This window comes from Lentibacillus sp. Marseille-P4043, assembly GCF_900258515.1.
Taxonomy (GTDB): domain Bacteria; phylum Bacillota; class Bacilli; order Bacillales; family Amphibacillaceae; genus Lentibacillus_C.
This window is the reverse complement of the sequence record NZ_LT984884.1, coordinates 2816784-2828918: the sequence shown is the minus strand read 5'-3', so window position 1 is coordinate 2828918 and position 12135 is coordinate 2816784. Positions and strand designations below refer to the sequence as shown.

At 37.4% G+C, this 12135-nt stretch carries 15 protein-coding genes; 1 reads left to right on the top strand and 14 read right to left on the bottom strand.

What is annotated here, in order from left to right; all coding sequences use genetic code 11:
- From bshA to C8270_RS13980, 4 genes are all read right to left on the bottom strand, one after another.
- Positions 1-1125: an N-acetyl-alpha-D-glucosaminyl L-malate synthase BshA gene (bshA, locus tag C8270_RS13995; RefSeq protein ID WP_106497424.1), complete on the bottom strand. Its 1125-nt coding sequence runs from the start codon at positions 1123-1125 to the stop codon at positions 1-3.
- Positions 1122-1538: a methylglyoxal synthase gene (mgsA, locus tag C8270_RS13990; RefSeq protein WP_106497423.1), complete on the bottom strand. Its 417-nt coding sequence runs from the start codon at positions 1536-1538 to the stop codon at positions 1122-1124. Before mgsA ends, bshA begins: the two co-directional genes overlap by 4 nt.
- Positions 1539-1547: 9 nt before the next feature.
- A complete protein-coding gene (gene dapB, locus C8270_RS13985) occupies positions 1548-2345 on the bottom strand; it encodes a 4-hydroxy-tetrahydrodipicolinate reductase (RefSeq protein WP_106497422.1) in 798 nt (265 codons plus the stop codon).
- Positions 2346-2994: 649 nt separating this feature from the next.
- Positions 2995-3333, bottom strand: a complete 339-nt coding sequence (locus C8270_RS13980; RefSeq protein WP_106497421.1) for a nucleotide pyrophosphohydrolase — start codon at positions 3331-3333, stop codon at positions 2995-2997.
- Between the two features lie 169 nt (positions 3334-3502).
- On the opposite strand from C8270_RS13980, the gene C8270_RS13975 reads away from it, so the two are divergent.
- The gene (locus C8270_RS13975) at positions 3503-4381 is read left to right on the top strand and encodes a YitT family protein (protein ID WP_199794681.1); all 879 of its coding nucleotides are present in this window, start codon (positions 3503-3505) and stop codon (positions 4379-4381) included.
- A 43-nt stretch (positions 4382-4424) separates the two neighbouring features.
- On the opposite strand, the gene C8270_RS13970 is transcribed toward C8270_RS13975, so the two are convergent.
- The 10 genes from C8270_RS13970 to aroA form a co-directional block, all read right to left on the bottom strand.
- A complete protein-coding gene (locus C8270_RS13970; RefSeq protein WP_106497420.1) occupies positions 4425-5114 on the bottom strand; it encodes a zinc metallopeptidase in 690 nt (229 codons plus the stop codon).
- A gap of 60 nt (positions 5115-5174) precedes the next feature.
- Positions 5175-5510 (bottom strand): sporulation protein YpjB, encoded by a 336-nt coding sequence (locus tag C8270_RS20840; protein ID WP_106497419.1) that lies wholly within the window; start codon positions 5508-5510, stop codon positions 5175-5177.
- Positions 5503-6084 carry a DUF1405 domain-containing protein gene (locus C8270_RS13960; RefSeq protein WP_106497418.1) on the bottom strand — a complete coding sequence of 194 codons (582 nt, stop codon included), beginning with the start codon at positions 6082-6084 and terminating at the stop codon, positions 5503-5505. Before C8270_RS13960 ends, C8270_RS20840 begins: the two co-directional genes overlap by 8 nt.
- 89 nt (positions 6085-6173) lie before the next feature.
- Entirely contained in the window at positions 6174-6950 is a 777-nt protein-coding gene (locus tag C8270_RS13955) for a menaquinol-cytochrome c reductase cytochrome b/c subunit (RefSeq protein ID WP_106497417.1), read from the bottom strand.
- Positions 6951-6970: 20 nt separating this feature from the next.
- Positions 6971-7645 (bottom strand): menaquinol-cytochrome c reductase cytochrome b subunit, encoded by a 675-nt coding sequence (gene qcrB / locus C8270_RS13950; protein WP_106497416.1) that lies wholly within the window; start codon positions 7643-7645, stop codon positions 6971-6973.
- 6 nt (positions 7646-7651) lie between these two features.
- Entirely contained in the window at positions 7652-8164 is a 513-nt protein-coding gene (locus tag C8270_RS13945) for a QcrA and Rieske domain-containing protein (protein WP_106497415.1), read from the bottom strand.
- Between the two features lie 152 nt (positions 8165-8316).
- Positions 8317-8778, bottom strand: a complete 462-nt coding sequence (locus tag C8270_RS13940) for a YpiF family protein (RefSeq protein ID WP_106497414.1) — start codon at positions 8776-8778, stop codon at positions 8317-8319.
- Positions 8779-8882: 104 nt separating this feature from the next.
- Positions 8883-9458, bottom strand: a complete 576-nt coding sequence (locus C8270_RS13935) for a ReoY family proteolytic degradation factor (RefSeq protein ID WP_106497413.1) — start codon at positions 9456-9458, stop codon at positions 8883-8885.
- Between the two features lie 44 nt (positions 9459-9502).
- Positions 9503-10753 (bottom strand): tetratricopeptide repeat protein, encoded by a 1251-nt coding sequence (locus tag C8270_RS13930; protein WP_106497412.1) that lies wholly within the window; start codon positions 10751-10753, stop codon positions 9503-9505.
- A gap of 77 nt (positions 10754-10830) precedes the next feature.
- On the bottom strand, positions 10831-12123 hold the full coding sequence (gene aroA, locus C8270_RS13925) for a 3-phosphoshikimate 1-carboxyvinyltransferase (RefSeq protein WP_106497411.1): 1293 nt from the start codon (positions 12121-12123) through the stop codon (positions 10831-10833).
- Between the last annotated feature and the right edge of the window lie 12 nt (positions 12124-12135).

Sequence of the window (12135 nt, the reverse complement as noted above, 5' to 3'; positions counted from 1 at the left end):
CTATTTTGCTAATACATCATCATATAGAGCGATGTACTCTCCAACAATTTTCTCGGAAAGAAATTCAGTTCTCGCACGTTGTAACGCTTGTTTAGAAAACTTATCTAAGAGAGCATCATCCTGCAATAAGCGTACAGCATATGCTGCAGCTTCCTCGACATGTCCAAGTTCTACAATAAATCCTGTTTCATCATGATCGATTACTTCCGGGATACCACCAACGTTTGTTCCAATTCCGGGTACGCCACAAGCCATTGCTTCAAGTAATACAAGACCGAAACTTTCCTTTTCGGAGAGTAGTAACTTTAAATCTGAAATTGATAGTAATTCACTAACATTCTTTTGCTTTCCAAGAAAAAGCACCTTATCATTGAGATCGAGTTTATCAACCAACTGGCGGGAATCCGAATATTCCGGTCCATCACCAACTAAAAGGAGTTTTGCTTTAACATGTTTGTTAATCATTTGAAATGTATGAATCACATCAGCTACCCGTTTTACCTTGCGAAAATTGGATATATGGATAATTACTTTTTCATCGGCTTTAATTCCGTATTGTTCTTTCACATTTGATAATTCTTTTTTATGGTACTCTTTCTCATTAACAAAATTATAAATTACCGATATTTCTTTGTTTACACCAAGCATATCAACGGTTTGCTTGACTAGGCTATGGGAAACTGCTGTAACTGCATCGGATTGTTCGATTCCGTGTCTAATCATTTTTTTAAAAGTTCGATCAATACCTAATACAGTAATATCCGTGCCATGCAACGTTGTGACAATTTTTACATCGCGATTGGCGATTTGTTTGGCTAAGATAGCACATATTGCATGTGGCATTGCATAATGGACATGTAATACATCTAATTTTTCTTGATCGATTACTTCTGCCATTTTACTGGCTAATGCTAGATCGTATGGTGGATACTGAAATACTGGATAATGATTCAACTCTACCTCATGATAATAAATGGAAGGATGAACATGATCAAGCCGAAAAGGTAAACTTGATGTAATAAAATGGATTTCATTTCCGAGCTCAGCAAGTTTTATACCTAGTTCAGTAGCAATGACACCTGATCCACCAACTGTTGGGTAACATGTAATACCGATTTTCTTCATTGTGATTGATCCCTTTTCATTTTTGCGATTTCTCTCCATTGAAAATCGCCACGATCTAAGGCATGAATAGCAATCTCAGCAGCGGCAAGATTAGTTGCTAATGGAATCAAATGAACATCACATACACGCATTAAAGCACTAACATCTGGCTCATGTGGTTGTGCAGTTAATGGATCACGGAAAAAAATCACCATATCCATTTCATTGTTTGCAATCATGGCGCCGATTTGCTGATCTCCGCCAAGCGGACCTGATTGAAACCTGTGAATACTCAAATTTGTTGCTTCGCTAATTAATTTCCCAGTTGTTCCTGTGGCGTAAAGATTATGCATACTAAGGATTTGTTTATAGGCTACGCTAAATCCAATAATGTCCTGTTTCTTTTTGTCATGTGCAATTAGTGCGATATTCATCTGTTACACCTACTCCAAAATATTTTCTAATCCGTATACGAACTCGTCCAAATTTATCACTTTATTAATCGCAAATTTGATGCCAGCCATAAATGATTCACGATTATAAGAATCATGCTTAATCGTTAATGTTTGTCCAGAACCACCGAACAATACCTCTTGATGTGCGACTAATCCTGGTAAGCGGACACTATGAATATGCATGCCATCCATTTCTGCCCCTCTTGCTCCAGCAATTGTTTCTTCTTCTTTAGGATGTCCTTGATGTTTGGCTTCCCTTGTTTCTTTTATAAGTTGTGCAGTTTTGACAGCAGAGCCTGATGGAGCATCCAGTTTTTGATCATGGTGTTTTTCAATTATTTCTACATCTGGGAAGTGTTTGGCTGCCATTTTCGCAAATTGCATCATTAAGACAGCTCCAACAGCAAAGTTTGGGGCAACGACACACCCTGTTTTTACTTCCTTGGCAATCTGCCTCAATACTTCTAATTGTTCATCTGTAAGCCCAGACGTACCAATTATAGGCCGCACCTGATGATTTAGTGCCTGCTTGGCATGTTCAAAAGCTGCTTTTGGAACAGTCAAATCAATAAAAACATCTGCTTGTATCTTTTCAAAGCATTCATTGATGTCTTCGAAAATAGGAACAGCTAAATCCGGTAATCCATCGATGTCTTGAAGTGTCTTTCCATTATTTATTCGATCTACACATGCAACTAATTCAAAATTTGGTTCATTCGTAACCATTTGAATGGCCTCAGACCCCATTTTACCCCTTGGTCCAGCGATAATGACATTAATACTCATTCATGTTTCCTCCTCCAGTAGTTTAAATCGTAGGCTCTTTTCGATGTTTGTTGCTTTTAAATTTCGTGATATAGACTGCGACGTAACTTTTTACGTGACTTCCTCCCGTCCTTTACAAGGTGAGTGGTAATTCGTGGCTTGGGGAAAATACTCGCTTTCCATTGGGAACGCTTCAGCCTCCTCGGAAGAAAACCACTTCCTTTGGTGCCTTCAGACTGTTCCTTTCCCATAGGACTTGAAGAGACATCCTTGAATCTTCACCGCACGAAGAAAATGTGTATTTCATTTTCGAGGAGTCTCGCATTTTCCCCAAGCCTTAACAAGTCTTTCTATTCATGCGAGAAGAAAACCGTGTGTAACATTGAAGCAATAACTACTTTATAGCCAGAAAATCACTGCTAGCGTAGGCAGAATACGGAGACTCCTGTGGGAACAGCACGTGTCCGAAGACCCCGCAGGAAGCGCACTTTGCTTCCGAGGAGGCTGAGGCCGTGCCCACGGAAAGCGAAGTATTCTGCCGTAGCGAGGTCTAGCATTCATCCCACTTTAGAGTGCGAGAAAACGTCACAAGAAAAGCATTGTCACTGTGTCGCAGTTTATATCTATTGTGTAAAAAACAACAATCATTTAGAAAACAGCCAAATCGTAATTAATCTTTTTTTGTCCAGCGATCCTTATCTCTTGTTTCAATTTTGCTGATCGACTTATCAAATGCCTCCGATAAATCGATATTAAGTGAATTTGCAAAGCACGTCAGAACAAAGATAATGTCGCCAAGTTCTTCTTCTACCGTATTTTCTGCTTCACTTGCCTTTTTAGGTTTCTCACCATAGAAATGGTTCACTTCTCTTGCCATCTCTCCAACTTCTTCAGACAGTCGTGCCATTAAACTTAATGGTGAGAAATACCCCTCTTTAAACTGTGATATGTACGAATCAACACGTTTTTGGATGTCTACCGTATTATAAATAGGTTTCTTATTTTCCATCAGAAATCTCCTTTAAAGTGGTTATCCTTACTTAATGTTAGCTAAAACGTACTGATTTGACAAATTATTTATTTTCTTATTTACATTGTTTAGATGGTATTATTTGTCTATAATAATAAAAGTGTAAGCTTTCGCCTTTATACAAACGTTATAGATAGATGAGGAGGTAATGAAATTGATTTTTGGTCTAAAAATAAAAAATATCTTATTTATCCTTTTAGGTTCCGCTATTTTCTCATTTGGAATTGTTCATTTTAATATGCAGAATAATTTGAGTGAAGGCGGATTTACCGGGATTACACTGCTTATGTATTTCTTGTGGAATTGGGATCCAGCGATTACAAATTTAGTTCTTAATATTCCGGTGTTTTTTGTCGGATGGAAGTTTCTAAGCCGGAATACGTTTTTATATACGATCATCGGAACAGTTGCGGTATCACTATTTTTAAGTATTTTTCAAATTCATCCGTTTCCTGTTCATTTAGAATCTGATATGACGTTGGCAGCACTGTTTGCCGGTGTTTTTATTGGGATTGGGCTTGGGATTATTTTTCGTTATGGTGGAACAACTGGCGGGGTTGATATTATCGCACGGATTGTTCATAAATACGCAGGTTGGAGCATGGGCAAGACAATGTTCTTGTTTGATTTCATGGTCATTACCTCATCCGTAATCGTGTATTTAAACCTTGTCGAAGGGATGTATACACTTGTTGCAGTTTATATTGCTGCACGGGTAATTGACTTTATTCAAGAAGGTGCCTATTCAGGGCGTGGAGCAACTATTATTTCTAGCCAGAGTGACGAAATAGCAAAGAAAATTAACATCGATATGGATCGTGGCGTTACGGTACTAGCGGGGAAAGGGAGCTTTACAGGCGAAACACGGGATGTACTCTATTGTGTTGTTGGCAGAAACGAAATTGTCCGTCTGAAAGGGATTATAGAAGATATTGATCCCCACGCGTTCGTCGCCGTTGGTTCTGTCCATGATGTGGCTGGAGAAGGATTTACCCTCGACGAAAATAAAAACCCGATAGATGATTAATTTATAAGAAAAAGGGATGACAAGTGGATGTCATCCCTTTCTATTAATCTTCATTTGCTCCTACAAACATTAACACAAATCGCAATAGTTCTGCTACAGCAACTAATGCAGCAGCAACGTATGTCAGCGCCGCGGCATTTAAAACTTTTTTCGTTTCCCGTTCTTCGTTATTGCGGATAACACCGGTAGAAACCAATTGTTCCATTGCGCGACTTGATGCGTTATACTCGACAGGTAATGTTACCAATTGGAATAATACTGCAGCAGACATGAAGATAATCCCTAACAGTACTAAGTTCATCATCCCCATGAAAATCCCCGCCAAAATTAGGATGAAGGACATATTAGATCCTAAATTAGCTACAGGAACTAACGCGTGTCTGAAACGTAAAAAAGCATATGATTCTGCATCTTGAATAGCATGTCCTACTTCATGGGCTGCGATTGCTGAAGATGCCATCGAGTGACCATGATAATTATCACTAGAAAGTCGGACAACTTTTTTCCGTGGATCATAATGATCGGAAAGAAATCCTCTAGTTTCCTCAACGCTTACATTGAAAATACCATTATCATTTAAAATTTTTCGAGCAACTTCTGCACCTGTCATGTGTGATGATGTTGCTTTTTTTGCATATTTTTTATAGGTGTTTTTCACTTTTGATTGCGCCAATAACGGAATAACCATTAATAGGACAAAGTAAATGATATACCCACCAAGTGACATTTGCATTCCTCCACTATTTTATTAAAACTAGCTTAAGGTCAATTTTAGTCAAAATTAATCAATAAGTCAACTGTTTGGTCCTTTCTTTGATCGTTTTTTTACTTCACCTTTATATTTTCTCCAACTAACATACGTCAGTGTAACTGCAATTAATCCACCAACAATTGCAATCATCCAGTACAATGGTGTCATATCACTGGTTGTTTCTACATTGGTAGCTGTTGAAAATGGAGGTTTTGTAAATGCATTGACAGCATATAGTGGAAAAACAAAAACACCTAACATTAACAGAACGAATAGGAAACGAACCAACAGATGCTTCATAGAGATCACCTCGTATACATCTTCTAACACTAATGTATATGCGTGTGATGTTAAATTTATAACGGATAACTTAGTCATTCAACCGATTTGAACTTCTAGCTGTTAACCAATATGCAATAAAAATAGATAATATACTGAGCCAGAAAGTAAAGTAGCCTATCTCATTCATATATTCCGTTAATGAACCATACATTGGCATCATCTCAAATACATAGTCAATCACATCATTATGTAACGTCCAAATTGCAGCAACTGCCAAATGTTTGAATTTAATTTTATAAAATGGTGCATAAAGTAACCCTTGAATTGCCATTGCACCATGTGATGCAATTAGCATGTAACCTTGCCAAGCTAAATGTCCGTCAACATTGAGCGTTAATAAATTCATAACGACTGCCCAAATTCCATATTTAAACAGTGTTACAATTGCAAGCGCCTCTAAGTAAGGTGCATGTTTTTTTAATAGAAAAAAAAGAAGAACGATTGTAAAAAACAGTGTTGCTGTTGGACTATCTGGTACAAAGATGAGAAAAATTGTTGGTGTAATCTCCAATTGTTGTTCATACCATATATATCCATAAATTGTTCCAAGTAAGTTAATAATAAATAAACAAAGTAAAAACTTTCTATCTTGCAGTATGTATCGTATCATAATAAACCCTTTCCATATTAAACAAAGATGGAAAAAGACACCTTCACCATTTTAGTATGGCAAAGGTGTCTAATTCGATTTATAACCGTCTATTTAGCTTCTTCATTAACAGATACAATAAATTCTGCTAAATCGTTTAATTCTTCATCGGTTCCTTTAAATACACCTGGAGGCATATCGCCGGTACCTTCTTGAGCAATTTTCATAACTTCTTCTTTCGAATGATCAATTCCGATTAAAGAAGGAGCAGCAGCCCCACCTTGTAAATCTTCACCGTGACAAGTCATACAATTGCTTTTGAATACTTTATAACCAGCACTATCTTTATCAATTTCGACATTTGTAGGTTGTACTGGTTTATTAGCTTCTGCACGAGCTTCCCAATCAACGTGTGCAGATGATTCATATGTTAACCAAATAACAGATGCTACACCAAGTAACATCATACCAACTGCAACAGGACGTTGGTGTGGTCTCCTACCAGGTCCTTTATCCAAAAATGGCGCTAATAACAGGCCACCAAATGCAAGACCAGGAATGACTAGAATACCAAATAGAATATATGGTCCACTTGCAAAGTCGTATTTTAACAATTCATATAAGAATAAGAAATACCAGTCTGGTAATGGTATATAACCCGCATTTGTCGGATCAGCCATACCTTCTAATGGTGATGGATGAGCAATTGTTAAGCAAAGAAATCCAACTAAGAATACAGAACCAACTAACCATTCTTTTAATAAAAAGTTAGGCCAAAAAGCTTCTGTTCTTCCAGGATACTCAGAATAGTCTTTGGGAACATTCGGTTTTGTATCGGCTGAAATTCGTGAATCGCCGACAAACTTCATTCCTTTACCCTTATGCACAGCTTTCCCCTCCTTTTATTTTATAGTGGTCCAGAAATACCTTGTTTACGTATTAGTAAAAAGTGAACTGCCATTAAGGCAAACAAACCTGCTGGCAAGAAAAATACGTGAATCGCAAAGAATCTTGTCAGTGTCTGTGCACCTACAATACTTGCATCACCAGCTAAAAGAACCTTTATCCACTCACCGATGAATGGAACACTTTCCGCTATTTCAAGTCCAACTTGTGTTGCGAAATAAGCTTTGTTATCCCATGGTAGCAGGTAGCCTGTAAATCCTAGTCCAAGCATACAAAAGAATAATAATACCCCTACCATCCAGTTAAGTTCACGAGGTTTTTTATACGCGCCTTGGAAAAACACGCGCAATGTATGTAAGAAAAGCATTACAATAACAACACTTGCGCCCCAATGGTGCATGCCTCGTACAATTTGACCATGAGCTACTTCTGTTTGTAAGTAGTAAACAGACTTCCATGCATTTTCAATATCTGGTACATAATACATGGTTAAAAACATTCCTGAAAGTATTTGTATTACTGTTACGAAAAACGTTAATCCACCAAAACAATAAACAAACGCTGAAAAATGGTGTGCCGGATTAACATGTTCAGGAACTTCGTGATCCGCAATATCGCGCCACAAAGGCGTAATATCAACGCGTTCATCGATCCAATCATACATTTTTTGTAGCATATTGTATTACGCCTCCTCTCTTGGTTTTGCTTCGCCAAGGTACAATATTCCGTTTTCCACTTTGCTTTCATAAATGTCAAGTCCAGCAGTTGGTGGTGTATGTGGAACGTTTACACCGTCTTTCGTGTAGCGTCCTCCATGGCATGGGCAGTAAAATTGGTTTGGATAATCTTCACTACCTTCCCAAGAAACAAAACAACCAAGGTGCTTACATATCGGGGAAAGTGCTACAACCTCATCGTTATCATCTAAGTAAACCCAAGCTGCTTTATCAACTTTAGATTCGTACCATGCATCAACTTGATCAATTTTCCAATCGATACGTTGTGGCTCATTTGTAAGATCATCGACAGATATATTAACATTCACTAATTCCCCTGATTTAGATGGCTGTAAAACTGGGTCAACGGCCATACGTAACATCGGGACAAGCATACCTGCTGCCATAAATCCACCTACACCCGTTAAGGTATAATTTAGAAATTGCCGACGGGATACTTGTTGCTTCTTTTCACTCATGATTTTCCCCCCTCTATTCGTTAATCACGGACATTTTTTATTAGATCAGATTACTAGGACATTACCATGATAGCGCAAACTGTTTGTCCGGTCAATATATAATCATTATTGCGGGCAAAAGATTTAACCTTTTACGGATATCATACTGGAAACTAAGCCCAGTACGATTTAATCAATTCACTAATCTGATTGACTTGATCATGAATAAATGAATGCATTTCTTTTGATTGTATATCACCGGATTGGATACCAGGTAACCATAGTAATGTTCCGTCTAATGCTTGTTCATTCTTTTTCCATGATGCATCAAATGTCACAAAGAATAAGTGTTTAAATGGCTGTGTAAAGATATTTTCAGTCCAAGCGTTTAACCTGCTTATCTCCTTTTCTTTAGACTCTGAATTTAAGTAATAATAGTTTGGTGCTAATAATATTCTCCCAGTCAAGCCCTTTTCAATTTCTTTGGCAAAGATAGACAGTACTTCACCCTGAAATGCATTTTTAGCTAAATTGGTGTCTTGTGACAACTGAAACGGAATTAATGGAACGATAACGGTATCAACATATTCCTTGGCCTGTATGTACTGCTGCAAATCTTGTTTAAGCCATTGCATGAATAACCAACCTCTCTCTCTATTCTTTTACAAAACGATAAAAAATATAAGCAAAATATTACGGTTCGTATAAATCTTATCTTATCCACACAAAAAAAATCAACCTATTGCTTTAGCAATTTAGGTTGATGCGGATGATTGGATTCAAGCTTATGTAGCTTTTTCACATATTTTTCAAAGTTCCGCTGATTTTTTTCATCCAATGATCGGTCGATTTCTGCTTGGATGACCTTTTTTTGGTAGTCAAAAAGTGTTTTATCTAATAACTGTTTCGCAAGATCTTGATCCTTTTTTGTGATGAAGTAATCTTCAGGAACAAACGGATTATCCTCAAGAACAGCTACATAAAGCGAATTTTGTTTTGCATTATTAAAATTCAACTGAATATACAGGGCTTCTTTTTGATTTAAACGTATATCGTGAAAAGATTTTTCTGCATCAGTTGTAACCAATTGACTTTTATAAAAACGAAATGGGACATCATCTGAACAATGACTGCTCATAATTATTGCACGTGGACAAAATCTCGCTTCCCTAATGAAGTGAACATTTGCTAATAGGTTATCATGATTTACCAAATAATTAAGAATCCAGACACTTTCTCGTTTTTTTAATTGATAATTGTTCAAAAACCATTGGATAAAGCTTTTTTTATCTTGTACGGAAACAGGAGTCTGCACGTATCTTTCCTCCTTTTTAATCCAGTAATACTTTATCTAGTTGTCTATTGGTTTAATCTGTGGAAAAATTCCTCAACTTCATAATCTTCTGGTTGTTGGGTTAAATAGGTCTTGAATATCGGCAGTGCTTCAGCAATCCTCCCTTCTTCAGTTAGAAAATAGGCATACTCTTTTAAAAATTCACTATCTTGATTTAGGTTATTATATGCTTCCTGATAGTGATTTAATGCATCATTATATGATTCTGTTTTTTCATAAGCTCGTGCCAATTCCCACTCATATAATGGATCATCCGCCCCGGATTTTTTAATTTGCTCTAATAGTTCAACAATTGCTGAATGGTTTTCTTTTGCCTTAAAGAATTCAACGAGAAATAAAATAGCCTCTTTATAGTCTGGGTCAAGTGCAATCGCTTCTCGAATCCATTTTTCACTTTCCTCATCTTCGTTTACTTGGTGTGCTAAAGATCCTGCGTAAAAGAAAAGTTCCTTATTAAATTCATCCACTTGCAGTCCTTTTTTTGCTGCATTATAGGCATCAATTGGCATTTCTTCCTCTTCGTATACTTTGGCAAGTTGATAATAAACAGTATGGTAATATGGATCAATTTCAACGACTTGTTCCCATGCTTTAATGGAAATATCACTTCTTCCTGCTTGATATGCAGTAAGTCCATATTTAAACAACGTATCAGAATCCTCGTTATCAACGTCCTGATAAATAGCTAATGCTTCTTCGTATTCACCGATACCAGCGTAACATTCTGCTAAACGAGTATGAATCGGCACATTCGCAATTTCACTCGTAACCTCAATAACCTTTTCGTAATGGGTAATCGCCTTTTTATATTCTCCGGTCGAGAACAACAATTCACCTAGTGCAAAATCAATAATCGGTTCCGTTGGATTTAATTGTTTGGCAGCTAATAATTTCTGTTCAGCTACTTCAAAGAGCCCTTGTGCTTGATATAAATCAGCAAGTTGAATTAGTGCTTCTAGGTACGATTCATCATCTTCTTTTATATCATTTAACAAATTAATGGCTTCTTCATCATTTTCAAGCTCGACATATATATCGGCTAGCATTATTTTTATTTCACTTTCCTGAGGATATTGTTGCATCAATTCCTGTAAAATAGTACTCGCCTCTTGTAAAAATCCCCATTGAATAAATAATTCAGCAATGGTAAATCTTTCTTCTTCATCCGCCATCGGTAAATAATCTTCTAATAGTGCGATCGCTTCATTACTTTTTTTACTTTCCATTAATCGAACAGCTTCCATTATAGTTTCCAAACTGTACATCCTTTCAATATAAAACTCATTTAAATTTTATCATAGATTGAAAAAGAATCCACTTCATGTGGATTCTTTTATTCTTGTTGGGCTTTTTCCAAATCAGCAAAAAAGTTGGGATAGGAGATTGCGATACTTGCTTCATCATCAAGAAATACACTCTCACTGGTAATACGTGAGGCGATCGCAATCATCATCGCAATCCGATGATCATCATAAGCACGTACATATCCACCTGTTAAAGGTGTCTTGCCATGGATGATCATGCCATCATCAGTCGCCTCAATATTTGCTCCCAATGTGGTTAAAACATCGACAACAGCTGCAATTCGATCGGTTTCTTTCACGCGTAATTCAGCTGCATCCCGAATAATAGTAGTCCCTTCTGCCTGCGTGGCCAGTAATGCAATAATTGGAATTTCGTCAATTAGCTTTGGAACAAGGTCACCTTCAATGGTTGCACTTGTCAAGTTTGCTTTCGAGATCGTTATATCACCAATTTTTTCCCCGCCAATTATTTGTTGATTGGCAATAGTTATTGGTACGCCCATTATTTGTAATACATCGATTATACCTGTTCGCGTTTCGTTAAGACCAACATTTTTTAATGTTAGGTTACTCCCAGGTACAATGGCTGCAGCTGCAAAAAAGAATGCGGCTGATGATATATCCCCCGGTACATAGATGTCTGTCGCGAGTAGTTCTTGTTTTCCTTTGACGATAATAGAATTTTCATCTTTATTCACATTTGCTCCAAAAGCTTGTAGCATATTTTCCGTATGGTTCCGTGTTTCCGCTTGTTCGACAACCTCAGTCATTCCATCTGCAAGAATTCCTGCTAATAATACAGCTGATTTAACTTGAGCACTTTTAACAGGAAGTTGATAGGATATCCCCGTTAATCCCCCGCCTCTGATCGCCAATGGCAGATAGGAGCTGTTTTCTCGCCCGTCAAAATTAGCCCCCATCTGTCGCGTTGGTGTAACTACACGGTCCATTGGTCTTTTTGTTAATGATGGATCCCCATAAACTGTAGTGAAAAGAGGCAATCCGGCAAGTACACCAATCATTAATCTGGCAGTAGTTCCGGAATTTCCAAAATAAAGAGGTGCTTTCGGTTCGGTTAGGGCTTTTACTCCTTTCCCGTGAATTAGTAAGGTTTTCTCATCTTTTTCAATTTTCACCCCAAGTGATTGAAAGATAGTTACTGTTCGCATGCAATCTTCGCCATCTAGAAAGTTTCTGACCTTTGTCGTACCAGTTGCCAGTGATCCTAATATGACTGCACGATGCGAAATTGATTTATCTCCAGGGACTTCTATAACACCTGTCAACGGTTGCTGGCATGGTTTTAGTTCTTTCTTACCCATTAAAGCATCCCC

Excerpts from the sequence above, each read along its gene's own strand:
- bshA (WP_106497424.1), bottom strand. The coding sequence starts at position 1,125 with ATGAAGAAAATCGGTATTACATGTTACCCAACAGTTGGTGGATCAGGT.
- mgsA (WP_106497423.1), bottom strand. The coding sequence starts at position 1,538 with ATGAATATCGCACTAATTGCACATGACAAAAAGAAACAGGACATTATT.
- dapB (WP_106497422.1), bottom strand. The coding sequence starts at position 2,345 with ATGAGTATTAATGTCATTATCGCTGGACCAAGGGGTAAAATGGGGTCT.
- C8270_RS13980 (WP_106497421.1), bottom strand. The coding sequence starts at position 3,333 with ATGGAAAATAAGAAACCTATTTATAATACGGTAGACATCCAAAAACGT.
- C8270_RS13975 (WP_199794681.1), top strand. The coding sequence starts at position 3,503 with ATGAAATTGATTTTTGGTCTAAAAATAAAAAATATCTTATTTATCCTT.
- C8270_RS13970 (WP_106497420.1), bottom strand. The coding sequence starts at position 5,114 with ATGCAAATGTCACTTGGTGGGTATATCATTTACTTTGTCCTATTAATG.
- C8270_RS20840 (WP_106497419.1), bottom strand. The coding sequence starts at position 5,510 with ATGACTAAGTTATCCGTTATAAATTTAACATCACACGCATATACATTA.
- C8270_RS13960 (WP_106497418.1), bottom strand. The coding sequence starts at position 6,084 with ATGATACGATACATACTGCAAGATAGAAAGTTTTTACTTTGTTTATTT.
- qcrB (WP_106497416.1), bottom strand. The coding sequence starts at position 7,645 with ATGCTACAAAAAATGTATGATTGGATCGATGAACGCGTTGATATTACG.
- C8270_RS13945 (WP_106497415.1), bottom strand. The coding sequence starts at position 8,164 with ATGAGTGAAAAGAAGCAACAAGTATCCCGTCGGCAATTTCTAAATTAT.
- C8270_RS13940 (WP_106497414.1), bottom strand. The coding sequence starts at position 8,778 with ATGCAATGGCTTAAACAAGATTTGCAGCAGTACATACAGGCCAAGGAA.
- aroA (WP_106497411.1), bottom strand. The coding sequence starts at position 12,123 with ATGGGTAAGAAAGAACTAAAACCATGCCAGCAACCGTTGACAGGTGTT.